The organism is Streptomyces sp. NPDC046727 (assembly GCF_040645635.1).
Taxonomy (GTDB): domain Bacteria; phylum Actinomycetota; class Actinomycetes; order Streptomycetales; family Streptomycetaceae; genus Streptomyces.
Map to the genome: position 1 here is coordinate 34,296 of NZ_JBEYYR010000004.1, position 22,677 is coordinate 56,972.

Annotated in this window: 21 protein-coding genes and 3 pseudogenes; 15 read left to right on the top strand and 9 right to left on the bottom strand. The window is 71.2% G+C overall.

Going from position 1 to position 22,677, the window contains the following annotated elements:
- Nucleotides 1-473 precede the first annotated feature (473 nt).
- The 4 genes from ABZ937_RS06125 (at nucleotide 474) to ABZ937_RS06140 (ending at nucleotide 2,994) form a co-directional block, all read left to right on the top strand.
- Complete coding sequence (locus tag ABZ937_RS06125) at nucleotides 474-881, top strand: hypothetical protein (RefSeq protein ID WP_361686223.1); 408 nt, start codon at nucleotides 474-476, stop codon at nucleotides 879-881.
- Nucleotides 882-944: 63 nt separating this feature from the next.
- Nucleotides 945-1,601, top strand: a complete 657-nt coding sequence (locus tag ABZ937_RS06130; RefSeq protein ID WP_361686226.1) for a SigE family RNA polymerase sigma factor — start codon at nucleotides 945-947, stop codon at nucleotides 1,599-1,601.
- Nucleotides 1,598-1,939 (top strand): hypothetical protein, encoded by a 342-nt coding sequence (locus ABZ937_RS06135; RefSeq protein ID WP_361686229.1) that lies wholly within the window; start codon nucleotides 1,598-1,600, stop codon nucleotides 1,937-1,939. The genes ABZ937_RS06130 and ABZ937_RS06135 overlap by 4 nt, the downstream gene beginning before the upstream one ends.
- A gap of 89 nt (nucleotides 1,940-2,028) precedes the next feature.
- On the top strand, nucleotides 2,029-2,994 hold the full coding sequence (locus ABZ937_RS06140; RefSeq protein ID WP_361686232.1) for a pirin family protein: 966 nt from the start codon (nucleotides 2,029-2,031) through the stop codon (nucleotides 2,992-2,994).
- Nucleotides 2,995-3,537: 543 nt separating this feature from the next.
- On the opposite strand, the gene ABZ937_RS06145 is transcribed toward ABZ937_RS06140, so the two are convergent.
- From ABZ937_RS06145 to ABZ937_RS06160, 4 genes and pseudogenes are all read right to left on the bottom strand, one after another.
- Nucleotides 3,538-4,080, bottom strand: coding sequence for a hypothetical protein (locus tag ABZ937_RS06145; RefSeq protein WP_361687024.1), 543 nt, complete (start codon nucleotides 4,078-4,080; stop codon nucleotides 3,538-3,540).
- Between the two features lie 75 nt (nucleotides 4,081-4,155).
- Nucleotides 4,156-4,764: pseudogene (locus tag ABZ937_RS06150) on the bottom strand (hypothetical protein); the annotation flags it as partial.
- A gap of 25 nt (nucleotides 4,765-4,789) precedes the next feature.
- Nucleotides 4,790-5,158, bottom strand: coding sequence for a hypothetical protein (locus tag ABZ937_RS06155; RefSeq protein WP_361686234.1), 369 nt, complete (start codon nucleotides 5,156-5,158; stop codon nucleotides 4,790-4,792).
- The gene (locus ABZ937_RS06160; protein WP_361686237.1) at nucleotides 5,155-5,877 is read right to left on the bottom strand and encodes a DUF2071 domain-containing protein; all 723 of its coding nucleotides are present in this window, start codon (nucleotides 5,875-5,877) and stop codon (nucleotides 5,155-5,157) included. The genes ABZ937_RS06155 and ABZ937_RS06160 overlap by 4 nt, the downstream gene beginning before the upstream one ends.
- A 414-nt stretch (nucleotides 5,878-6,291) precedes the next feature.
- Between ABZ937_RS06160 and ABZ937_RS06165 the strand changes: the two genes are divergently transcribed.
- From ABZ937_RS06165 to ABZ937_RS06180, 4 genes are all read left to right on the top strand, one after another.
- Complete coding sequence (locus ABZ937_RS06165; RefSeq protein ID WP_361686240.1) at nucleotides 6,292-7,941, top strand: NAD-dependent malic enzyme; 1,650 nt, start codon at nucleotides 6,292-6,294, stop codon at nucleotides 7,939-7,941.
- A gap of 173 nt (nucleotides 7,942-8,114) precedes the next feature.
- On the top strand, nucleotides 8,115-9,272 hold the full coding sequence (locus ABZ937_RS06170; protein WP_361686243.1) for an FUSC family protein: 1,158 nt from the start codon (nucleotides 8,115-8,117) through the stop codon (nucleotides 9,270-9,272).
- A 124-nt stretch (nucleotides 9,273-9,396) separates the two neighbouring features.
- A complete protein-coding gene (locus tag ABZ937_RS06175; protein ID WP_361686246.1) occupies nucleotides 9,397-10,239 on the top strand; it encodes an SDR family oxidoreductase in 843 nt (280 codons plus the stop codon).
- A 22-nt stretch (nucleotides 10,240-10,261) separates the two neighbouring features.
- Nucleotides 10,262-11,317 carry a class I mannose-6-phosphate isomerase gene (locus tag ABZ937_RS06180; protein ID WP_361686249.1) on the top strand — a complete coding sequence of 352 codons (1,056 nt, stop codon included), beginning with the start codon at nucleotides 10,262-10,264 and terminating at the stop codon, nucleotides 11,315-11,317.
- Nucleotides 11,318-11,756: 439 nt separating this feature from the next.
- Here ABZ937_RS06180 and ABZ937_RS06185 read toward each other — a convergent pair whose 3' ends face one another.
- Nucleotides 11,757-11,984: a DUF5133 domain-containing protein gene (locus ABZ937_RS06185; RefSeq protein ID WP_361686252.1), complete on the bottom strand. Its 228-nt coding sequence runs from the start codon at nucleotides 11,982-11,984 to the stop codon at nucleotides 11,757-11,759.
- A gap of 667 nt (nucleotides 11,985-12,651) precedes the next feature.
- Between ABZ937_RS06185 and ABZ937_RS06190 the strand changes: the two genes are divergently transcribed.
- Nucleotides 12,652-13,059: a TetR/AcrR family transcriptional regulator C-terminal domain-containing protein gene (locus ABZ937_RS06190; RefSeq protein ID WP_361686255.1), complete on the top strand. Its 408-nt coding sequence runs from the start codon at nucleotides 12,652-12,654 to the stop codon at nucleotides 13,057-13,059.
- 473 nt (nucleotides 13,060-13,532) lie between these two features.
- Here ABZ937_RS06190 and ABZ937_RS06195 read toward each other — a convergent pair whose 3' ends face one another.
- Nucleotides 13,533-13,940 carry a hypothetical protein gene (locus tag ABZ937_RS06195; protein WP_361686258.1) on the bottom strand — a complete coding sequence of 136 codons (408 nt, stop codon included), beginning with the start codon at nucleotides 13,938-13,940 and terminating at the stop codon, nucleotides 13,533-13,535.
- Between the two features lie 82 nt (nucleotides 13,941-14,022).
- Between ABZ937_RS06195 and ABZ937_RS06200 the strand changes: the two are divergent.
- Nucleotides 14,023-14,476, top strand: a pseudogene (locus ABZ937_RS06200) (transposase); the annotation flags it as partial.
- Between the two features lie 93 nt (nucleotides 14,477-14,569).
- Here ABZ937_RS06200 and ABZ937_RS06205 read toward each other — a convergent pair.
- Nucleotides 14,570-14,953, bottom strand: a complete 384-nt coding sequence (locus tag ABZ937_RS06205; protein WP_361686261.1) for a hypothetical protein — start codon at nucleotides 14,951-14,953, stop codon at nucleotides 14,570-14,572.
- Nucleotides 14,954-15,920: 967 nt separating this feature from the next.
- Between ABZ937_RS06205 and ABZ937_RS06210 the strand changes: the two genes are divergently transcribed.
- On the top strand, nucleotides 15,921-16,112 hold the full coding sequence (locus ABZ937_RS06210) for a hypothetical protein (protein WP_361686264.1): 192 nt from the start codon (nucleotides 15,921-15,923) through the stop codon (nucleotides 16,110-16,112).
- 129 nt (nucleotides 16,113-16,241) lie between these two features.
- Here the strand turns inward: ABZ937_RS06210 and ABZ937_RS06215 are convergent, their stop codons facing one another.
- Nucleotides 16,242-16,967, bottom strand: a complete 726-nt coding sequence (locus tag ABZ937_RS06215) for a peptidylprolyl isomerase (protein ID WP_361686267.1) — start codon at nucleotides 16,965-16,967, stop codon at nucleotides 16,242-16,244.
- An 837-nt stretch (nucleotides 16,968-17,804) separates the two neighbouring features.
- Here ABZ937_RS06215 and ABZ937_RS06220 point away from each other — a divergent pair.
- Nucleotides 17,805-20,276 (top strand): glycosyl hydrolase, encoded by a 2,472-nt coding sequence (locus ABZ937_RS06220; protein ID WP_361686270.1) that lies wholly within the window; start codon nucleotides 17,805-17,807, stop codon nucleotides 20,274-20,276.
- Nucleotides 20,277-20,610: 334 nt separating this feature from the next.
- Here ABZ937_RS06220 and ABZ937_RS06225 read toward each other — a convergent pair whose 3' ends face one another.
- Complete coding sequence (locus ABZ937_RS06225) at nucleotides 20,611-21,099, bottom strand: GNAT family N-acetyltransferase (protein WP_361686273.1); 489 nt, start codon at nucleotides 21,097-21,099, stop codon at nucleotides 20,611-20,613.
- Nucleotides 21,100-21,581: 482 nt separating this feature from the next.
- Between ABZ937_RS06225 and ABZ937_RS06230 the strand changes: the two genes are divergently transcribed.
- From ABZ937_RS06230 to ABZ937_RS06240, 3 genes and pseudogenes are all read left to right on the top strand, one after another.
- The gene (locus tag ABZ937_RS06230; RefSeq protein WP_361686276.1) at nucleotides 21,582-21,920 is read left to right on the top strand and encodes an antibiotic biosynthesis monooxygenase family protein; all 339 of its coding nucleotides are present in this window, start codon (nucleotides 21,582-21,584) and stop codon (nucleotides 21,918-21,920) included.
- Entirely contained in the window at nucleotides 21,917-22,372 is a 456-nt protein-coding gene (locus ABZ937_RS06235; RefSeq protein WP_361686280.1) for a group II truncated hemoglobin, read from the top strand. Before ABZ937_RS06230 ends, ABZ937_RS06235 begins: the two co-directional genes overlap by 4 nt.
- A pseudogene (locus tag ABZ937_RS06240) lies at nucleotides 22,354-22,455 on the top strand (TMEM175 family protein); the annotation flags it as partial. The gene ABZ937_RS06235 and the pseudogene ABZ937_RS06240, both read left to right, overlap by 19 nt.
- Nucleotides 22,456-22,677 lie beyond the last annotated feature (222 nt).

Below are 22,677 nucleotides of genomic sequence, written 5' to 3' on the forward strand. Positions count from 1 at the left end.
CGGGGGCGCCGGTTCACGGCACGAGGAACCGGCGATGACCGGCGGACCCTCCGGCTCAGGCAGCGCCACGAGCGCGCCGGACTCCAGCAAACGCCCGCCGCCCGCCGCCCGGGTGACGCGGCGGCGGATGGTGGCCATCGCCGACAGCGGCAGCGGCAGCGGCAGCGGGCCATCACGGACGACGGAAGCGGGCCATCGCCCAAAACAGCCGACCATCGCCCACGGCAGAAGCGGACAAGCACGGACGGCGGAAGCGGGTCATCGCCGACGACGACAACGGGCGATCCTCGACGACGGAAGCGGGCCATCACCGACGGCGACAGTGGGCCGGCGCGGACAGCGACAGCAGGTGATGACCTCGCACCGGAAAATTCGTCGGCCGTCACCTGCAACCTCGCCCGGGGTCGGACGTCTGTCGGGGTGGAGGCCTCCACTTCGACCAGATGTCCGACCCCGAGCGACCGAAGGAACCCATGTCCGCACACCATGCCCCGCGCCCGCCCCGCAGCCGCCGGCTGCGCGCCGTCCTGGGGGTCTCCGCCGTAGGCGCGGCCCTGGCCGTCGCCGGCACCCTGACCGCCCAGGCGGCGCAGGACGACAGCCACCGCACCACCCACTCCCCCGCCCACTCCGGGCCCTCCGCCGCGCCGGCCCCGGGCCCGAAGGGCGACCACGCGACCCCGTCGCCCGTGCCGTCACCGGTCCGCACCAAAACCCCCTCGCCGGTGCCCTCACCCGTACGGACGACCAGCCCGGCACCCGCCCCCGCCACGGCCACGCCCTCCCCGGTGCCGTCCACCGCCACTCCCGAGCCCCGGCACCCGGCGCCCGGACCGCACCACCGTCACGCCACGCCGGCGCCGGTTCCGCAGCAGCACTGAGGCAGGGCCGGGTGCGGGGGAGCCGTCGCGCGGCGGCTCCCCCGCACCGGCCCCGGGAGATCCATGACGACAGCGACACCACCGGCGGCGGCCCTGCCCTGGGAGCGGCCCGGCACCCTGAGGCCCCCGGCCTCCTGGCGGCGGTTCACCCGGGCCCTGGGCATCCACGCCCTCGCCCGCACCGGCACCCGCACGGGTACGACTCCGACGGCCCCCGTCGCCGGCGCCGAACCGTCCCCCGGCATCGAGGAGCTGTACCACCACCGCCGGCTCTCCCTGGTGCGCCTGGCGGTGCTGCTGGTGGACGACCTGCCCACGGCCGAGGACGTCGTACAGGACGCGTTCACCGCGCTGTTCCGGCGGCACGGCCACCGGCTCGCGGCGCTGGACGACCCCGAGGCGTATCTGCGGACCAGTGTCGTCAACGCGGCCCGCTCGGTGCTGCGCCGGCGCAGGACCGTACGGGCGCACATCCCCGCACCCGAGGAACACGCGCCCGCCCCGGAGGAGGACGTGCTGCTGCACGAGGACCACCGTGAGGTGCTGGCGGCGCTGCGCACGCTGACCCGGCGGCAGCGGGAGGTGCTGGTGCTGCGGTACTGGTCGCATCTGACCGAGGCCGAGATCGCGGCGACGCTCGGGCTGTCGCGCGGTGCCGTCAAGTCCACGGCGAGCAGGGCCCTGGACGCCCTGGGCCGGCGCCTGGAGGGACTGCGGTGAACGAGTCCGGTACGGGGATCACGGCGACGCCGGTCGAGGCGCGGCTGCGGGCCGCGCTGGCCGCGCGGGCGCACTCCGTCGGCCCGGCCGACCTGCGGCCCCTGCGCCCGCCGACCGGGCCGGTGCGGTCCCGGCGGGTGCTGGTGCGCCGTGCGGTGGTGGGTGTGCTGGCCCTGGCCGCGGTGGCGGCGCTGGTGTTCTTCACGGTGCGCGGCGGACAGTCCCGTCCGGCCGGGCCGGCCCGCTCCCCCCACGTGCCGACCGGCACACCGTCCCAGGTCCCGAGCCCGGTGAGCCCGTCCACGGCCCAGCCAACCCCCAGCGCACGGCACCCGTGAGCCGCTCCGCCCGAGCGCCCGGCGCGGCACCCGACATTCCGCTCTTGTGCGCACCCCGGTCCGGCTCCCGCACCGATAGGTTGGGCGGCATGAGCAACCTTGACCGCGCGCCCGTGCCCAGTGTCTGCGGTGGCCGCGGATTCGTCGTCGCCGAACCGGTCCGCGAACTGCTGAGTCCCCGTCATGTGCGGCTGGGCGAGTCGACCGAGGTGCGCCGGATGCTGCCGAACCTCGGCCGGCGCATGATCGGCGCGTGGGCCTTCGTCGACCACTACGGGCCGGACGACATCGCCGACGAGCCCGGCATGCAGGTCCCGCCGCACCCGCACATCGGGCTGCAGACGGTCAGCTGGTTGCACGAGGGCGAGGTGCTGCACCGGGACTCGACCGGCAGCCTGCAGCGGATCGAGCCACGGCAGCTAGGCCTGATGACGTCGGGCCGCGCGATCAGCCACTCGGAGGAGAGCCCGCGCCCGCACGCCCGCTTCCTGCACGGCGCCCAGCTGTGGGTCGCCCTGCCCGACGAACACCGGCACACCGACCCGAAGTTCGAGTACCATCCCGAGCTGCCCACGGTGACCGCGCCCGGCCTGACGGCCACGGTGATCCTCGGCAGCCTGGACGGCTCGGTCTCACCCGGTACGACGTACACCCCGCTCGTCGGCGCCGACCTCGCCCTGCGCCGGGGCACGGAGGCCCGCCTCCCCCTCGAACCCGACTTCGAGTACGGCGTGCTGGCCATGTCCGGCGAGGTCCACGTCGACGGCGTACCGGTGCTGCCCGGCTCGATGCTCTACCTCGGCTGCGGACGCTCCGAACTCCCACTGCGCGCGGAGTCGGACGCCGGGGTCATGCTGCTGGGCGGCGAGCCGTTCGCCGAGGAGTTGATCATGTGGTGGAACTTCGTCGCCCGCTCCCAGGAGGAGATTGCACAGGCTCGCGAGGACTGGATGAAGGGGACCCGTTTCGGCGAGGTGAAGGGCTACGACGGGGCCCCGCTGCCCGCACCCGACCTGCCGCCGGTGCCGTTGAAGCCACGCGGAAGGGCGCGCTGACCTGGGCCAACGCCGGAACTGTTGTTCAGAGTTCCCGACCATGCCTCCGCATGGGCAGCCGCCACAGAATCTCGACTTTACTGACGATCAATCAGGTACCCGCGAAGCGAGGTCTGCATCACTGCGAGCGTGGCATGGGATACATCGACCGTGTGACCTTGACGGCTACCGCCGGCCCCTCAGTCGGTCTTCTTCACCGGCGCGGTCGCCGCGAGCCCGTCCGTCCGGATGCTTGTCGACACCCAACGAATCCGGGAATCGTAGAGAGGATGTCCGACGCAAGTCCGCAGCCCTGGCCCCTCGCCGTCATAAGGAGCGTCCTGTGTCTCGCCCGACAAGGGCTTCGGCACCGAACCTCTGGAAGTCGGCGAGATCCAGCCCTGCGTCCGGGGTGCCAGACGTACTGGGAGCTCTTCAGGGACCGAAGCCGCACGCGCGGCCTGGTCACCGAGCCCGGTTCGGCGGAAGACACGGGCTTCCCGACGCTGCTGGTGTGCTGCTGAGCGCCGTCAGGTGTCGTGAGCCAGCCCGTGGCGCCGTTGCTCAGTCGGCCGTTGTGCGTAGTGCCGTTTCGGCCTGGCGGATGCGCCATTCCTCCACGGTGTCCTGCTGTCGTCGAGCTCGCTCCAGCAGCCTGTCGAGCAGTGCTGGATCGAGGCGTTCGTCCGTCCCGGTGAGCCGGCGCAGGGTCTGCCATCCGGCCACCTTGCCCTCCACCCCCAGCCGCAGCGCCTCCAGCTCCAGCACGGTGCTCAGGGGAGAGCGTCGCACCAGCCGGCCGTTGCCCTTCAGCCGTGCCAGCTTTTCCGCGACCCAACCCGCGGACACCTTGTAGCGGTGTACGGGGACGCCCAGGTCCCGCATGATGCCGACAAGCGCCGTGCGGTCCTGGGCGATTTCGGTGGCGACAGGCCCGAGCGCGCGGCCGAGCGCCGAGCCACGGGCAACACGTGCCAGGTGGCCGGCCCGCTGGGTGCCTGCGGTGGCGCCGGCGAGGTGGTCGTTCAGATAGATGCCGAGCAGCTTCATGTCGGCACCGTGGGCGGGCGGGTGGCGCGGAGGTGAGCTCCGTGGTGGGGCGTTCATCAGAAGCCTCCTTCTTTGTGCGCGTGGCTGCCGTGTAACCGGGGATGCAAGAGATTCGGGCGTGCGCGGTGTGCTCACCGTCGTCGTGACGCGTACGAGGCAGGGGGTGCGGGGCGTGGAGCCGAAGCCGAATCGCACGGGTGGTTCCACCGCGCTGAGGGCGCCGAGATGGCGGCCCTCGAGGATTGCGGTCGCCGCGGTGATCAGATGCAGATCGCGGGCGCCGTACCACTCGTACCGGCCGGCGCCGACCGTGCCACGGGTGCGCACGCCCAGGAGGAGGCGGGCGACCGGATCCGTCACCACCGTCCAGAAGGGCCGAGCGGCCAGGACACCGGGGACCGCCCGCAGCAGCAGTCCCAGGGGGCCGCGCCGACCGGCGGTGAACCGGAGGTCGAGCAGCGGGCCTGCGGTGACCGTCCAGTCGGCGCCGGTGACGCGCACACGTACGGGTACGATGCGGACCTCGTCGAAAGCATAGGTACCGGCGATGAAATCCGCAGTCCGCCGGGTGGGGGCCAGCAACAAGCGGTGGCCGTCGGCCCGTTCGAGCATCAGATCGCTGAACGGCCCGAAGGGCGAGCGGGGCCAGTGGCCGAGGACAAGGCAGGCGCCGGACGCCGTGCCGATCCCGGCGATCCAGCCGTCGAAGCGCCACCAGGTGGTCCGCGGGGATCGGCGCATCAGGGTGCCTCGGTGGCGGTCCGGTTCATCCGCCCGCGGGCGACCCGAGCCTGCCGCACCGGCGCCATGCCAGGAGCCATCCGGCCTGCATCGCCGCGTCCAGCAGATAGGTCGGACGGATCCGGCCGATGGGCACGTACACCAGGTCGACGGCCAGCAGGGTCACGGCCGTCCCCAGGCCCGTACGGCGGGCATGGCGCACCCCACCGGGTGTGGTCGGGGCGAACAGCATGCTCCCTCCCGTCGTGGCCAGCAGCCCGGCCGTCGTGTACTGGAGCCATTCCTCGGACTTGGGTCCGAAGACCCACTCGAAGCTGCGCAGGTGCAGCAGCGGCCAGCCGCCGCCGACCAGGTTGAACAACCCCTGGGCCCGCGCCACGAGCACCGGGTTCATCCCGGTCTCCTCCCTGTCGGCCGCACCGGGCGTGAGACGCCGAAGCGGACCTTGTGGACGCCGTCGGAGAAGTGCACGAGCGGCTCCTGCGCGGGCCGCGGCAGCCGGCCGCCCGGGTGAGGGTCTCCTCGAGGTCTTCCAGGCGCGCCGCGCCAGCGGCCAGGGCTCGTGCTCGACGGGCGTCTGCCAGAGCACGTCGCAGCCCCGTGTGAAGGCCCGCCACCTCGACGCCACCCACACGTCCCGCCGGCTCGGCCGGAGCGGCTCGTCCGGACGGACCACCACGCGGTACGACGGCCCGCCACGCCCCGCGCCCCGGCGTAGGTCACTGCATCACCGCGGCGCGACAGCATCAGGTGCCCGAGGTGGTACGGCGCACCGATCGCACGGGCGGCCAGCATGACCGGGGAACTCACCTCGGGGGTCAGGAAACACAGCCCGTCCCCGCCGCCCCGTTCACGTACATACGTGCGCAGGTCGGTCTCCGCGAAGGAGGGCAGAGCAGCAGGTACACCCGGCAGGCGCACACCGGCCATCACGAACGGTGTAAGGCTCACCCATGCCCACTGCTCGCAGGTGTCCACGGTCAGCCCCTCCGGCAGCAGGCGCTGTACCTGCTCGGGAGAGGAGGCCCAGTGCACGAACGTCTGGGTGAGCCAGCCGGCGCGCAGTGCCGGGAGATACACACGCTGCTCCGGCGCATACGACCCCACGCGCACCGACTCCCCAGGAGGTCCGCATCAAAACTCGGCACGACCCGATGCGGACGGGCCTGGGTCTCTCACCTGCCCCCAACAGACCAGGCCGGAGTTCGGCCGACAGCGCGGGCAGCGCCCCACTCGTTGTACGCGTGTGGACGACGTACGGGGTGTTCTGGGCCAGCCGCGCCCGCGCTGCGGTTCCGCACCGAGCCGTCCTCGCCCGGCGCCTGGGGGTGATGACCCAAACCCTCGCCGTGGCGCGCCCCTGCTGGGACGTGCGGTCGACCGGGCCGTCGTCGGGGGCCGACCACCGCCGAGGTCCGGGGTGATGACTGGCCGGCCTCCGGCACGGGACAACTCGTCGTGCGGGCCGTTTCGCCGGCGACTGCCCGGGAACTCCGGAGCGGAAGAGCAGTCGACGGAGGAGTGCCCATGTCCTCGCGCCGCGACAGCCCCGACGGCCGGGCTCGGCTGACCGATGCGCTGCGGAACAAGGGGGTGGCTTTCACCCGGCGGGAACGCGAGCGGTACGGCCTGATAGGAGCGCTCCCACCCGGTGTGCTCTCCCTCGACCAGCAGGCCCGCCGGGCCTGGGAGCAGGTACAGGCGCAGTCGGACGACCTGGCGAAGAACGTCTGCCTGGAGCAGTTGCACGACCGCAACGAGGTGCTCTACCACCGCCTGCTGACCGACCACCTGACGGAACTGCTGCCCATCGTCTACGACCCCACGGTGGGGCAGGCGATCAAGCGGTACAGCCACGAGTACCGGAGTCCGCGCGGTGTGTACCTGTCCATCGACCACCCGCAGGACGTACGGCCCGCGTTCGAGGCGCTCGGCCTCGGCCCGGACGATGTCGACCTGGTGGCGGCCACCGACGGCGAGCAGATCCTCGGCATCGGCGACTGGGGCGTGGGCGGCATGCAGATCTCGGTCGGCAAGCTGGCCGTCTACACGGCCGCGGCCGGCATCCACCCGGGCCGCGCGGTGCCCGTCGTGCTCGACGTCGGCACCGACAACCAGGCACTGCTCAACGACCCGCTGTACGTGGGCAACCGGCACAGCCGGACGCGCGGCGAGGACTACGACGCGTTCGTCGCCGCGTACGTGGACACCGTCCGGCACCTGTTCCCGCACGCGCTGCTGCACTGGGAGGACTTCGGCCCCGGCAACGGCCGCAGGCTGCTGGAGACGTACGGCGAGCAGGTCTGCACGTTCAACGACGACATGCAGGGCACCGGTGCCATCACCCTGGCCTGCGTGCTGAACGCGGCGCGCCTGTCCGGCACGCCGATGCGCGAGCAGCGGGTGGTCGTCTTCGGCGCGGGCACCGCCGGCGTTGGCATCGCCGACCAGCTGCGCGACGCCATGGTCCGCGACGGCCTGGACCGCGAGGGGGCGGTGGCACGCATCTGGTGTGTGGACCGGCAGGGCCTGCTGTTGCGCTCCACCGACGGGCTGCGTGACTACCAGCGGCTCTACGTCCGCCCCGACGAGGAGTGGTCGGGCGACGGCGAGCAGCCGATCGGACTGCGGGAGGTCGTGGACCGGGTACAGCCGACCGTGCTGGTCGGCACCTCGACCGTGCACGGGGCCTTCGGCGAGGACATCGTGCGGTCCATGGCCGCGCACGTGGAGCGACCCGTGGTGCTGCCGCTGTCCAATCCCACCGACAGGATCGAGGCACTGCCGGAGGACGTGCTGAAGTGGACCGGCGGCAAGGCCCTCGTCGCGGCCGGTGTCCCGTTCCGCCCCGTGGAGCTGGACGGCACCTCGTACGTCATCGGCCAGGCCAACAACGCCCTGGTCTATCCGGGGATCGGCCTGGGGGCCGTCGTGGCGCGCGCTTCCCGGATCACGGACGGCATGCTCCAGGCGGCGGCCGAGGCGGTGGCGGGCCTGGCCGAACTGTCGGCTCCGGGTGCCCCGCTGCTGCCGCAGGTGGAGAACCTGCGGGCCTCGTCGGCCACGGTGGCCGTGTCCGTCGCCCGCCGCGCCGCCGAGGAGGGGGTGGCGCGCGCCGCGCTGGACGACGTCATCCAGCAGGTGCAGGACGCCATGTGGCAGCCGGAGTACGCATGACGCGGCACAGGCACCTTCCCCCCCGGCCGGGCGCTCGGGGACGTCGACGCCGCCCACGGCTGTCCCGCCGTCCCCCGGGGCCGGGCCCGAGCGGCCGGCCGGTGCACCGGCCTCCCGGCGGGTCCCGCGACAGACCCGCACGCGACAGCCGACCGTACCGGCGGGAAGAGGACGTGCTGAGCCGCAGGTCGGCGGCGGTGACGGCGAACCGGTGGCGGCTCGGCGAGGTGCTGGGGCGGGCCGGGGACACCGACTGGTCGCGGGCGCTGCCGGGTGCCGGGCTGGGGTACGCCGTCGGGGCCGGTGCGGTGCTCGCCGCCGCCACGGCTCTGTGGGGGCCGCGGCCAGGCATGATTGTCGCCGCGGGCGCGGTCAACGCGGGCACGGTGGGCACCACGCCGGGGCTCGCCCGGCCGCGCGCCGCCATGGGGGTGTCGCTCGCCGCGCTGGCCGCGGCGGCCTTCCTGGGCATGGTCACGGCGCGCCGGCCCGCCCTCTCCGTCGTCACACTGGTCCTGCTGGGGGCCGTCGCGGGGCTGCTCGCCCGCACCGGGCAGGCGGCCTCCACGACAGGAACACAGGCCATGGTGGGCTTCGTCATACTGGGCCGCTCGCCCCAGCCGCCGGACACCGCCGGCGTGCTGGCAGCGGGGATCGTGGCCGGAGGCCTCGCCCAGATCCTGCCGGGTCTGGTGCTGCGCGGTGCCACACCGGGCAGCGCGGTGCCACACCGGGCGTCCGCCGTGCGTCCGGGCCCCGCGCCGGACGTCGGGTGTCCGCCAGTCGGGGAGGCGGTGCGGTCGACGGGCCGCGCGCTGGTGTCCACGGATCCGCAGGCCCGCTGGCACGCCGTCCGGCTCGCCCTGGGGCTGGCGCTCGCACAGGCGGCTGCGGTGTGGCTGCTGCCGGCGCAGCGCGGGTACTGGATCACGCTGACCGTGCTGAACGTGCTCAAACCGGCCTGGGTCACGACCGCGAGCCGGGGTGTGGACCGCTGGGTGGGCACGCTGATCGGGGTGCTCGTGGTGGGAGGCGTGGCCGACGCCGTCGGCCTGCGGGGCGTCGCCCTGGTGGCAGCGGTGACGGCGCTGCTGTGGGGCGCCTTCGCGCTGCAACCGGTGAACTACGCGCTCTTCTGTGCCTGCATCGCCGGGTACGTCGTGCTCTTCCTCCAGGTCATGGCCGCTCCCCCGGGCGATTCGGCCGTCTACCGCGCTGTCGACACCACGCTCGGCGGACTGCTGGCCCTGTTTCTGCACGCCTGGGTGCGCCGGCCGGGAAGTCGGCCGAGCAGTGACCGACCGGGCCCCGGGGCGACGAGGAACGGGTGATCCGAGCGGTTTCTCCGCAGCGTTCCAGGCAACCCGTGCCCCAGGTGTCCGGGGACGGAGCAGGGCGGTGCCGCCTTGCGCCCCGTGTCATGTCTCCCGCACAGGACCAAGGATGTGATGTGTCATGTCGCAGCCCGCGCAGCAGCAGCGACCCCCCGGTACGGAAGCGGAGATGCGGCCCAGGCCCGATCACGGGGAGCACAGCTACCAGGGGTCGGGCCGGCTGTCCGGGAAGGCCGCGGTGATCACGGGCGGTGACAGCGGCATCGGCAAGGCGGTGGCCATCGCCTTCGCGCGGGAGGGCGCGGATGTGCTCATCTCCTATCTGCCCGAGGAGGAAGAGGACGCCCGCGACACCGCGCGCTGGGTGGAGCAGGCCGGACGCGAGATCGTGCTCGTGCCGGGCGACTTGGCCGACCGGGCACACTGCGGCGAGGTGATCGACCGGGCGGAGGAGGCGTTCGGCCGCATCGATGTCCTGGTCAGCAACGCGGCGTTCCAGATGACCCACACGTCGCTGGAGGAGATCCCCGACGAGGAGTGGGACCGCACCCTGGCGATCAATCTCAGCGCGATGTTCCACCTGTGCAAAGCTGCGGTGCCCCGCATGCGGCCGGGGGCGTCCATCATCGCCACCACCTCGGTCAACTCCGACATGCCGCCGCCCGCTCTCCTGCCCTACGACGTCACCAAGGCGGGCATCGCCAACATGGTCGGCGCCATGGCGCAGCTGCTGGGCGAGCGTGGGATCCGCGTCAACAGTGTGGCCCCCGGGCCCATCTGGACACCCCTGATCCCCGCCACGATGCCGCCGGAGCAGGTCGAGAGCTTCGGCTCCCAGGTGCCGCTCAGCCGCCCCGGCCAGCCGGCCGAGGTCGCCCCGGTCTATGTGCTGCTCGCCTCCGACGAGGGGTCGTACGTCTCCGGCGCCCGTATCGCGGTCACCGGCGGCCAGCCGATCCTCTGAGGCCGCCGAGGAGAGCGCACCCGTGGAGTGGTACCCGCTGCGCCTGACCACGCCCGTCAGGCAACACGTCTTCGGCGGCCGCGTCCTGGCCGACCGATGGGGCCGTGCGGGGCTGCCGGACGGTCCGGTCGCCGAGACGTGGGAAGTCAGCGACGTCGACGGCGAGGTGGCGACGGTGACCGCGGGCCCGCTGGCCGAGCACAGCCTGCGCCGGCTGGTCGAGGAGTACCCGCAGGAGCTGGTGGGGCGCGGCTGGCGCGGTGCGCGCTTCCCCGTGCTCACCAAGCTCATCGACGCCACGGGGATGCTCCCGGTCCACCTGCACGCCGACGACGAGACCGCCCGGCGTCTCGAAGGCGAGCCCAACGGCAAGACCGAGGCGTGGCACATCCTCGAAGCAGCCCCGGGAGCCACCGCCCTGGCCGGTACCCAGCCGGGCGTCGACCGCGACCGGCTCAGGCGGGCGCTGGTGGCTCAGGACTTCGACGCCGTCCTGCGCCGCCTGCCCGTGCGCGCCGGGCAGACCCTCTACGTCCCCGGCGGCACCCTGCACAGTTTCGGTCCCGGCACCGTCGTCTACGAGATCGAGCAGACGTCCGACATCCAGCAGCACGCCATGCGCCACCGGATGGAGGACGGCTCGCCGATCGCGGACGGGGAGTGGCGGGCGAACATCGAACGGCTTCTGGAGGAGTGGCGTCCCGAGCCGCGTCCCGACTTCCGCTCCGGGCTCGGCGTGCCGGTGGACGACGGGGTGGAGCGCACCGTGCTGTGCGCCGGACGCCACTTCGCCCTGGAGCGGTGGCGGGCCGGCACCGCCGCGCCGCTGATACACCGGTTCGCCACCGCCATGGTGCTCACGAACGCGGGGCTGCCTGTCACCGTGGACACCCCCGCGGGAGGCGAGCGACTGGCCCGTGCGGAAAGCCTGTTGCTGCCCGCCGCGCTGGGCCGCATGCGCATCGAGGGCCCGGCCGACGTCCTGCTCGGCTACCTCCCCGACCTCGACACCGACATCCGCACGCCTCTGCTCGCCGCCGGCCACGGAATGGACGCGATCGCCGCGCTGGGCGAATGACGGCACGTCTCGGCGCGCGAGCGTGGCCACCGGCAGCGCACCGGGCCCTGGCGCACCGGCATCCGGGATGCTCGCCGCCCGCGAACTGGAAGACGTCATAGTGGAGGCACGGGCCCTTGTGGTCCGGGATCCCACGGCCGTCGACAACGTCATGGGGCTGAGGCCCTGGGCCCACACCGCCGCCGCTCGCGGACACCTCGACCCGTCCGAGGCTGAGAGGGTCGTCGTCGAGTTCGACCAAGCGGTCCGCACCGGACGCTTCACCTACGCCGTGACCTTCTTCCTGACCTCGGGGCACGCTGCCGGCCGCCGGTGCCCCGACGGCCTCCGCCCCCGACAGCGAGTCCCGCGCGGGCCGAACCACGAGACTCCGTCTTCCGTCGCTTCCGGCCGACCCGGGGAACCGTCCCTCCGAACAGCCGGGGCAGTCTTCCCGACGTCAGGCGGTGACGAGCGAGTCGTCCTCGGGACGCGCTCCCGGCAGCTGGTGACGTGCGGCGATGAGCGCCGCGTCGATGTCGCGGGTGCCCGTGGACACGCACAGCGCGTACGCGACATCCTCCATACGCTGACGGGCCTCCGAAGTACCGTCCTCGGCACACAGGATGCGCAGGGTGTCGTGCTGCTCGACCAACTTCCTCAGCACGGCGGGATGCGCCATCAGCATCGGAAAACCTCCCAGGCTGTCGCTTTCAACGCCACTACACCGCACCGCATGCCCCGGCGCTCCTCCGTCATTCCACCGGACCGGGACCGACAGGGCCTCGTGGCCGAAGGCCCAAACTAGTGCCCTCCGGCTGCCTCTGCGCGCTGTACCGTCTGTGGAGACGATCACCAGAAGGGGCGGGATGACGAATGATCTCCGGTTCAGTTGGGAGCTGACCGGCAGCGGCTGGGCAATCTGCCATACAAGACGACTCCGCGAAGCGGAAGGATGTCGTCAGCTACTGCCCGGACGCCCTGGCCGACGTGCTCCAGGGTGTGGCCGGTCTCTATGGGCCCACCGCTGTCCGGCCCTTCTCCTTCGATCTTGAACCGGCCGAAGTACCGGGCGAAGTGGGTTCGGCCCCGTTCCCCCTCGCGGCACTGCAGGACCTGCGCCGACTGCCCCTCCGGCACGACACGTGCGAACGCGGACACGACGCGCGGAGCGGACGGTCCGGCAAGGAGCGGCCGCGGTGAGGGGCGTTCCTCCGGCAGGTGTCCCGGTCGGCGGACGGCCGCGAAGCCCGACCGCCGACCCCCGCGGCAGCGCCGGTCTCGACCGAGCGGGTGTCCTGCGGCGTGCCGGGCGGTGCCCTGCCGCACCCGTCCGCACGCGGCTCCCGTCAACTGTGACCATCCGGCGAGTTGCGGCGGGGCAGTTTCGCGCCTTGGGTCGGCACGGGAACGCTGCCCGGCTGCTGGCCGAGCAGATTCCCGTCGGCCCCAACGCGATGGCACTGCGGGAACGCTGTGTCGCGGTCCTGCTCAAGGCGGGATTCGAGGCCTCACCGGCCACACGCGCGTATGTGACGCCGGCTCGCTACGCATGTGGCCTGGCAATACAGCTCAACCATGAGAACGGCGCCGGTGGGCGGCGCAACCAGGTGTCGGTCGCTGCCCTGCGGGGCGTGGATCCGGCACAGTTCCCCGTTGTCGACTCGATCGCGGAGGCGTTGTCGGTGCCGGCCGAAGAGGTCTTCTCCTTTGGGCTGGATCTCATCCTCAGCGGGCTGCGAGCCTTCCGTGATGGCGGCTGACCAGGGCAACAGCTGCGTCGAGCGTCAGGACGATCACCGCCGCCGCGGCACGACGCATCCACGGGTCACATGCCCCCACTTCCCGTGGGCGCTGCTCCCCACCGGCCCGGCTCCACCCGGCCCACCGAGGCCTCTCCACCGTGATGCCGGACGACGGCAAGCACCCCGCCGGCTGGCGGACCGCCCGGCCCGAGACCGTGCTGGTGCTGCCCCTGTCCGGGCTACCCGAGCCGCCGTCCGCAGCACCGGCCAGCACCGCCCCCGAAGCACGCCGCGTACCTGGTGCGTGGGGAGATCCACTGAGCAGGTGCGGGCTCACCCCCCGAGCAGGGGGTGGTGAGATTCAGATATCCCCATCAACTGACACGAGGGCTCTCGGACAGTGCAATGTCGATCACCTGCTGGAGTGCGGCCCGGTACGCCGCGGCATTGCCCGGCTCCTTCTGCCATATGCGCATCAGCAGGGTGGTCGACTACAGGGTTCCTGGCGCCATGCCGAGGAAGCGGGCGGCAGAGGCTCGAGGTCGTCCGCTGACCATCTGAACCAGGCGGATCGCGGCGTCCCGCTGCAGCGCGCGGACCGGAGCGTTGAGGTGGCCGAGCGGGGCAGTCCAGTGCGCGGGCAGGACGGCCGAGACGCTGCTGGGGTCGAGCAGGCCCAGGTGGGAGGCCGGTTGTGGGAAGAGCTCGGGGGGCCCGCTGGCGCCTCGGCGGATGACTGCCTCGTCGGCGAGGATCGCGCGTAGGGCAGGTGAGCAGTGTGGGGTGAGACGCCGCAGGCGCGGCCGACCCGGGCCGACGGCCGGGATCCGGCCGAGGAGACGAGCCAGGAACGTCTCGGCGTCGGGGTGATCGAGCAGGCGGACGACGGTGCTGAACAATGCGGCTGCCGCACGTGGGTCGGCGGGCGGAGCGTCGTGGGAGCGGGCGACCCAGCCATCCGTACGAGCGCCGGAGTTGAGAGTGCTGGTGTCTTCCGCAGGGCCGTAGGCGGCGAGCAGGTCAGATGGTCGCCGCGACCATCCGCACCATCTTCGTCCAGCCCACCGCTGGGGCAGTCCGGGCCCAGCTGGATACTGTCGCCGACATGCTCAGCAGACAGTTCCCCAAGGTCAAAACCCTGCTGCTGGAGGCGAAAGAGGACCTCTCCGCCTTCGCCGACTTCCCCCAGCAGCACTGGAAAAAGATCCAGTCCACCAACCCGCTGGAACGGATCAACCGCGAGATCAAACGCCGCACCGACGTCGTTCAGGTCTTCCCCAACCACGAGGCCGTCCTACGACTGGCCACCGCAGTGCTGGCCGAAATGCAGGAAGAATGGATCGCCTTTCCTCGCCGCTACCTCTCCGAAGAGAGCATGGCCACCGTCTACGCCTCCGTCGACACCGAGGCCCTCCCCGGCATTACCGAGGGCTGATCCCCTCCATCACGGCAGGGGGAAACGATCGACAAAAGCCGCTCATGTGCGATGCCGGACCTGTGCAGCTCACCCAGCCGCGCGGCAACCGGGTCAACTCGCCGGGCTGGTCAGGACGCAGTTCGGATAATCGTTGTCCGGATCGCCGACGGCGACCCAGAGCTTCAGGACCTTGCCTTGCCTCAAGGCGGCGTAGGAGTCGGGCCGTCGCTCAACCCTTTCGGGGTGATAGGTGTCGACGGGGTGATCGGCGTCGAAGGACACAGCGACGATGCTTTGCTCCTTGTTGGAGCCTTGCTCCCAGGTGCCTGTTCCGGACCAGGTCAAATCCTCGTACCAGCGGACGGCGACGCAGACTTTGTCGGCGATGAACGTCCCGTCCTGCTTCAGCGTGAGGGTGCCGCCCTCGGCATCGGTCCACGTGATCGCAAGCTCGGCTGGTTTCAGCACGGCCGGTTCGCCCTCGGGTGGCGGCATGACCGTCAACCTGCCGCAGGCCGTGAGAGCAAGAGCCAAGGCGAGCAAGATCAGCGCAGTACGACAGCAACGCAACACACTCCACCCCTAACCGGTTCCGCAGGCCACGTGCGCGACCGATGGGCTCAAGAACTCATGCCGTACCCTGGCACGGAGTTTGAACACGTTCAAGTCTCAATCGTCGGCGGGCACTCTTCGCTAGGCGTGAGGCGGTATGGCAGCGAAGCACCGTAACCACAGCGGCCGATCGCGGTCGGGCCGCACATAGCCCATGGATTACCTTCATCGCGAACAGATTCCTGGCCCGGCGCACGCGACGGTCCACGCCATCACCACTTGACGCGACGGGCGCCGCAACAGGTTGCTGACCACCCAGGGCAGAGAACAGCTGCCCGCCGCTACACCACACCAGGGGACATGACCCACTGATCGCCGCCGCTGAGAACGACGGACACTCCAGTTCGGCAGGACAGACTGGCCTCGCACCCCCGTCTCATCGCCGCCGCAGGGCATCTCCCCACTTCACCATCACCGCGCCAGACCGTAGGGTTCCTCGTCCTCCAGGAGCGGGACCGGACGGAGCACGTCGCCACCGAGAAGGAACTCACCGAGGCGAAGAAGTACTCCTGGGTCAGGATCCCCCCGCTTCGACTACACCCCGTCCGAGCGTCTCCGCTTCGTCCTTAGCGGTGGCCAACCGCACCGGGCGAGCGAGTGGGCCGACGCTCTCGGACGCTCTCTCGAAGACCAGCTCGCCGAGAGCGCGCAGGAGGTCGCCCTCCGCGGCGAAGCCGCAGAACGCAGACGTCTCGACGAGATCGAAGCGGCACGCCAGAAGCGCGTCCGCTGGGAAGCTGCCATGGAGGGTGCTCGCGTCCGGTAGGCGGAGGCGTACCGCGTCAGGCATTCCGAAGCCCAGGAAGCGGCATGGTGCCACGCCATCCGACTGACTGAATATGTGAGGACCGTGCGCACGCGAATCGCGGCCATGCCGCCGGGGAAGGCGAGAACCGAAGCCGAAGCATGGATCAGCTGGGCGGCGGACACCGTGGAGCGTCTCGACCCCCTGGAAACTCCGCCCCAGTTACCCGACATCCCCGAGCCGCGAGCCGGCGACCTGAAGCCCTTCCTCGGGCACTGGAGCCCCTGCGGCCCCTGACGCGCCCCCCGCCCGACGGCTCGCCCAGCGTCGTAGCGAATTGCAACACGAGGCGTTCGGCAACGGCTGCTTCACATCACCGTGAGACCAGGCACATAGCCGGCCCCACGGTGACCGCACCACGGTTCGTCAGGGCCGGCAGGACGGCCGGATGCGGAGCAGCTCGGTCCGCAGCACGGGCGTGCCGTCGACAAGCTGGGGGTCCTGCGTAGTCGGCTCGATACCGCCGGCAGCGATCTTGTCGAGCGTCTCCAGGCCGGCGGTACCGACCGTGCCGAACACCGTGTAGTTCGGTCGCAGCGCGGAGTCGCCGTAGACGACGAAGAACTGCGAACCGTTCGTGTTCGGCCCGGCGTTGGCCATCGCCAGCACACCGCGCCCGTAAAGGCGACGGACGCCGGTCGGATCGCTCGGTGCCGGCGGCAGGTCCACCGGCAGCTCGTCCTTGTACGCGTACCCCGGCCCACCCTCGCCCGTGCCGGTCGGGTCGCCACACTGCAGGACCTTCAGCGTCGGATACGCCGTCAGCCGATGGCACACCGTACGGTCGTAGAACCGGTGCCGCGCCAGGTGCACGAAGCTCTGGACCGTGCACGGCGCCTTCGCCCGGTCCAGACGCAGCGGGAGCGGGCCCTGACTGGTCGGGACAGCCATGTCGACCGTGCCGTGACCGGGGGTGTGCCGCGGGGCGGGCGGCAGGGGAACCGGCCGCGCCGCCGGCTCGTCCGGGGTCTGGGTGTACTGGCAGGGACCGTGCGTCGTGCCCGGCGGGGCATCGGAAGCGGAGGCGGTGGTGCTGCCCCCGGACACGACCAGCGCTGCTGCCGCCCATGCGGTCATGAGAGCTCGGTTCATCCTGCACACCCTCCAAAAGATCGTCAGATTTCGGAGCGGTCGCAGCCTAAAGCGCGGCCCGGCGGGCGAGAACCCACCCGCAAGCCACATCCGCCTCCCAGCCTTCGGCCCGCGGCCACAGGCCACTACGTTCGGATGCGGCACAGCGTCGGCTGGCCGCTCAGGGCGTCCACCCGGTGCACGGCGGATGCTCCCCGAACCCGGTCGAGCGGCCTCCCCAGTCCACGCAGGTCGGCATGCCGGCCCTCGGCAGCGACATGACCATCCTCGACGGCGATCCGGCGAAGCGCCGGACCGTCGCCAGGTACACCCGCCCCGGTCCGGACGGCACGCCCCTCCTGGTCGACGCGGTCTGCCCGCCCTGCCCCAGAGCCGTGGAGCCGCCTGACGGCTCGGCGTCCACCGTCGTCGTAGGGGCTCTGGTAACGGAGAACCGGCCGGCTGCGCTGCAAGTAGTGAAGTGTGCCGTCACGGCGGGAGACCGAATGGCGAACGAGGTCGTTTTTGAAATCGTTACGTTTGTCAGGCTATAAATTTGCTGTAAACCCCTGGGGTTGAAGGCGTGCACGGCAGTACGGTTCCGGCGCTCGGCAGTAGGAGATCAAGTGCGACCGTAGGGGCGGCCGCCACTTACGCCGAAGAAGCCGGAGACAGTCCATGCGTGGGTATTCCGCACGGTGCAGACCGCGCCGCGGGGCGGAGAGCGGCGGCAGGAGAGCACTCGCCGCCGCAGCCGCCGCACTCCTGATAGCGGGGACGGGACCCGTCGCCGCGTTCGGGGCGAGCGACACGGATGCCGGCCGCCATGACGTGGCAGGCGAGGAGTCCCATGAACTGATGGAGTCCCTCGACGCGTTCAACGAGCCGAGGCTCTCCCCCAGCGGCCAGCTCGCGCCGGGCGCGTACGCCGACGCCTGGGCGCACATCAAGAACATGCCGCTGAGGTCCGGCATTTGGTCCGAGGTCACCACCTCCCCGTACAACGAGGACGCAAGGCACTACCGCGACCAGTCGGCCTCCAACTCCGGCGGCGGTGCAGGCCACTCGGCGGGCCGTATCGCCGCCCTCGCCACCGACCCGACGCACCAGGGCGTGGTCTACGCGGGCGCCGCCGGCGGTGGCGTGTTCCGCTCCACCGACGACGGCAGGACCTGGACGCCGATCGCCGACCGGCTGCCCGCCCTGTCCGTGGGCGCCCTCACGGTCGCGCCCGACGGCTCGCTGTGGCTGGCCACCGGCGAGGCCACCACCGCCTCCGACAACTACCTCGGCAGCGGCGTCTACCGCCTCGCGGACCCGGTCACCGGCACCTTCAGCGAGAGCGACAAGGTGGGTGGTACCGAGCTGGACAGCAGCTCCATCCACACCCTGACCCTCGACAAGGCGGCTGGTTACGTGTTCGCGGCCTCCTCGCACGGCGTCTTCCGGCGCCCGCTGTCGGCCGGGCAGTCCACCGCCTGGACGAAGGTCCTCGCCCCGTGCGCGGGCGTCGGCATCAGCGGCGTGAGCTGCGGCGTGGACAGCCACTACGCGGACATCGCCAACGACATCGCCGTACAGCCCGGCAGCGACGGTACCAAGCTGCTGGCCAATGTGGCCTGGCGCAGCGGCGCCGCCTACAACGGCTTCTACTACTCCACCGACGCGGGCACCACCTGGAAGCGTGCCAACCCGACCGGTGCGATCAACCCCGCCGAGATCGGCAACGCCGCCTTCGCGTACGCGGCCGACGGCAGCAAGCTGTACGTCTCGATGGAGTCCCCGAAGCTCCTCAACAAGTCCTCCGGCTCCGGCGTGTACTCGGTCCTCGCCGGCGTGTACGTCAGCCAAAGCGGCAACGCCAGCGGCTCCTTCAAGCAGATCGCGACCTCCTCGTCGCTGTCGACGACCGGCTCCGCGATGAAGATCAAGGAGATCGGCACCGGCTACCAGCCCGGCTCCCAGTCCTGGTACGACCAGGTCATCGCGGTCGACCCGAGCGACCCGAACCACGTCTACCTCGGCCTTGAGGAGATGTTCGAGTCCCGCGACGGCGGCGCCACCTGGAAGGCGATCGGCCGCTACTGGAACTTCGGCATGCCCTGCTTCTCGTACGATCCGGCGCAGAACTCCTGCGACGGTGACGTGATGCACTCCGACCAGCACGCCCTCGCCTTCTCCCAGTGGAAGGGCAGCACGCCTCAGGTGTTCGTCGGCAACGACGGCGGCGCCTACGCCCGCACCACCACGCAGACCACCGCTGGCTGGCGCAATCTCAACGAGTCGGGCACCCTGCGCAACCTGCAGTACTACTCGGTGCGCGCGGGGAAGATGACCGACGGCAGCGGCGAGGCCGTCTGGGGCGGCCTGCAGGACAACGGCGTCTCGCTGCTCGCGCCCAAGGGCGCCAGCTACCAGGGACAACAGCTCAACCCGGCCGGCGAGATGGTCTCCCCGTTCGGCGGTGACGGCGGCGACCAGCTGGTCAACCCGGACAACGGCTGCCAGACGGTCGGCGAGTACGTCGACTTGGCGCTGCAGATCACGAACAACTGCGGGTACACCGCGAGCGACGACGGCTCCGAGGACGTGATCACCGACATCGCGCCCGGCGACCCGGGGGCCCGCTTCATCGCCCCGTTCAGCGCGGACGAGACCGACCCGAACGGCCTGTGGGTCGCGGGCGGCCAGTACGTCTGGGGCAACACCAAGACCTGGAACAGCACCTCCGGCGCCGACTGGACCAAGCTCTACGACCTGGGCGCCGGCCACTCCGCCTCAGCGGTCGCCAGCCGCGGCCATGTGACGTGGGCGGCCTGGTGCGGCCCCTGCTCCAAGGTCGACGGCACCTTCGGGCGCGGCATCGCCACCAACTACGGCGGCACCTGGCACCAGGTGAACCTACCCGCCGCCTTCCCGAACCGCTACATCTCCGGTCTGGCCATCGACCCGTCCGACGCCTCCGGAAAGACGGTCTACGCGGTGATCAACGGCTTCTCGCGGCACTGGAACGAGGGCCCCGGCGCCGGCTACGGCCACGTCTGGAAGACCGCCGACGGCGGCACGACCTGGACGGACACCAGCGGCGATCCCGCGGCCACGGACTCCTTCCCGGACGCCCCGGCCAACGCGGCGCTCGTCACCAAGAACGGCGCCCTCGTGGTCGCCACCGACCTGGGCGTGTTCACCAGCACCTCGGCGGGCCACTGGGCGCGCCTGGGCACCAACCTGCCCACCTCGCCGGCGGTCTACCTCTCGCCGAGCCCCGACGGCAGCCAGGTGTACGTGGCCACGCACGGCCGCGGCATCTGGAAGACACCGACGCCGTAACGCGACACCCGGCCCCTCCACGCCGTGCCCGGCATGGACCCGGCGGCGCTGTGGCCCCCGGACCGCTCAGGTCTGGGGGCCACAGCCGTCCGGCCATCTCAGCGAAAGCAATCGACCGGCCCGGGCACCTCCACACGCGGCCCAATACAGCCCTGCCCACATCCGCGCCACGTATTTACAGCGGCCGACCTCGATCGTGTGTGGAGCGAGCTGAGGTGTGCGCGATTTCGATGGCTCCAGACGACGGCGCACACGGAGCGCGTGGCGTCCAGCGGCTCCTGCATGCCGGCCACAATGCAGGCGAAGACGATGCCCTGCGAATCGGCACACCGCGTCATTCCGAAGGAATGCGAAACTCGAATTCGGGACGGTCCCACGGCACCGCGGGCGGGTTCGCGAGCGCGGTCCCGCTCCGCACTGCACCGACGCGGTGGTAGAAGTCCTCGGCGGGACGATGCGACACGACCTTGACACGGTCGAGCCCGGCAGCACGAGCCTCGGACTGCATGTGCGCGACGAGCAGCCGTCCAATACCACGTCCTTGCGCCTCGTCGGCGACGAACAGCAGGTCGAGCTCCGGTGGAGCGAGCACGAGCGAGTAGAACCCGATGACCCGGCCCCCATGCTCGTCGGCGCCGACGGCTACGAAGGCGCGGTGGGCCTCGATGTAATCAGGACCGACCCGGTAGCCCGCGACTGCCGCTGCGTACTTACCCTCGTAGGCGCCGGAGCCACGCACGAGCCGCGTGAGCCGTTTGGCATCCCGCGCGACTGCCCTCCGTATCGTGATCGGCTGACTTATCGGGGAAGTGCGTGAACTCATCGGGAGAGTATTTCGCACCGGGGAGTGCCTTCCTGCGGCGGGTCGGCTGCTCGGGCAGGCGTTCCTTCCCCGCTCCCGGGAGCCATTCGCCCAGGCCCCGATCGACCACGTCACTGCCGCGTCGCCCGCCAGCGAGGAGAGAGCTCCAGTCCTTTGAGGATCTTTCTCGTCTGCCGTGGGCGAATGCCGGGCGTAGCGGCAGACTGACCGGAGGGAAACCGGGAAGGTCAGTCGTCACACCAGTCAGGCCACCCGGTCGGCGGTGCGCGGGAGGAGCCGAGGGCGGCGACGCGATTGGCATGGATCATGGACAGCTGCCGTGACCGGCGTGACGGCCTCCTCTCCGCCCCCGGCCTCGTCCTCCGTGCCCGGCCGCCTCCGCAGAACCCTGACCTCCGCTTCATGTGCCGGAAGCGAACATCCTCGCTTCCCCGTCGGCATCTCTGAATCATTGCCGAGAACCGACCCCACGGAGGACCGACGTGATCGTGGAGTACATCCGGTACCGCATCGCCGATCAAGAACGCCGAGCCGAGTTCGAGAAGGCGTATGTGACCGCTGCCAAGCAGCTGGATCGGGCTCCGCAGTGCCTCGGGTACGAGCTCTCCCACGGCCTCGAGGAGCCCGAGCGGTACATCCTGCGGATCGAGTGGACCTCCGTGACGGACCACGAACAGGGCTTCCGTGGCGGCCCGCACTTCCCGTCCTTCCTCGCCGCCGTCCGTCCGTACATCGGGGACATCGAGGAGATGAAGCACTACGCCCGGACATCGGTCGTGTCCGCGGCCGCCGGGGACACGACGGGCGGGCAGACGCCGTGACCGAGCGTGCCACCACCCTGTACGAGGCCGTGGGCGGCATGGACGCACTCCGCCGGCTGAGCAACACCTTCTACGACGGTGTGCTCGCGGACCCGCTGCTCGCCCCGGTCTTCGCGGACTTCACCCGGGCCCACACCGAGCACGTTGCCGTCTGGCTCGCGGAGGTCTTCGGCGGGCCCGCAGGCTTCACCGCCGAAAACGGCGGCCACCAGGCCCTGCTCCGGAGCCACCTCGGCCTGTCGATCACCGAGGAGCAGCGGACCCGGTGGATGGAGCTGATGACCGACGCCGTCGGCAAGGAACTCCCCAAGGACGAGAGGCTGCGCCGCCGGGTGCTGGAGTACTTCGACTGGGGCACCCGGATCGCCCGTGACGTCTCGGCCGGCCCAGTCGGCCAGGACCTCGGCGAACCGGGACCGACACCCCGCTGGGGCTGGGACGGGCTGGTGTGAGCGAGACCGGACGCGTCGAGGCTTTCAGCGACGGCGTCTTCGCCATCGCCATCACCCTGCTCGTCCTGGAGATCCACGTCCCTCCTCGCACGGCCACGAACTGACCAAGGCGCTCACCCACCAGTGGCCGTCCTAATACTGCAACGGTGCTTGTTGTGACTGATGGCCAGGTCAGGGGCTGTGTCCGCGCCGCTTGTAGTGGCTAGTGCGGGCTTGGTGTTGTCGCCGTCGGCGCCAGATGGACCAGTACAGGATGTGGTCGACGGCCATGGGTCGGCGGTCGGTGAGGCGGATGACCAGGCGTC

What these genes read in the sequence shown, in the direction of transcription:
- ABZ937_RS06125 (WP_361686223.1), top strand. Translation starts at nt 474, where the DNA reads ATGTCCGCACACCATGCCCCGCGCCCGCCCCGCAGCCGCCGGCTGCGC.
- ABZ937_RS06130 (WP_361686226.1), top strand. Translation starts at nt 945, where the DNA reads ATGACGACAGCGACACCACCGGCGGCGGCCCTGCCCTGGGAGCGGCCC.
- ABZ937_RS06140 (WP_361686232.1), top strand. Translation starts at nt 2,029, where the DNA reads ATGAGCAACCTTGACCGCGCGCCCGTGCCCAGTGTCTGCGGTGGCCGC.
- ABZ937_RS06145 (WP_361687024.1), bottom strand. Translation starts at nt 4,080, where the DNA reads ATGAACGCCCCACCACGGAGCTCACCTCCGCGCCACCCGCCCGCCCAC.
- ABZ937_RS06155 (WP_361686234.1), bottom strand. Translation starts at nt 5,158, where the DNA reads ATGAACCCGGTGCTCGTGGCGCGGGCCCAGGGGTTGTTCAACCTGGTC.
- ABZ937_RS06165 (WP_361686240.1), top strand. Translation starts at nt 6,292, where the DNA reads ATGTCCTCGCGCCGCGACAGCCCCGACGGCCGGGCTCGGCTGACCGAT.
- ABZ937_RS06175 (WP_361686246.1), top strand. Translation starts at nt 9,397, where the DNA reads ATGTCGCAGCCCGCGCAGCAGCAGCGACCCCCCGGTACGGAAGCGGAG.
- ABZ937_RS06185 (WP_361686252.1), bottom strand. Translation starts at nt 11,984, where the DNA reads ATGCTGATGGCGCATCCCGCCGTGCTGAGGAAGTTGGTCGAGCAGCAC.
- ABZ937_RS06205 (WP_361686261.1), bottom strand. Translation starts at nt 14,953, where the DNA reads ATGCCGCCACCCGAGGGCGAACCGGCCGTGCTGAAACCAGCCGAGCTT.
- ABZ937_RS06215 (WP_361686267.1), bottom strand. Translation starts at nt 16,967, where the DNA reads ATGAACCGAGCTCTCATGACCGCATGGGCGGCAGCAGCGCTGGTCGTG.
- ABZ937_RS06220 (WP_361686270.1), top strand. Translation starts at nt 17,805, where the DNA reads ATGGAGTCCCTCGACGCGTTCAACGAGCCGAGGCTCTCCCCCAGCGGC.
- ABZ937_RS06225 (WP_361686273.1), bottom strand. Translation starts at nt 21,099, where the DNA reads ATGAGTTCACGCACTTCCCCGATAAGTCAGCCGATCACGATACGGAGG.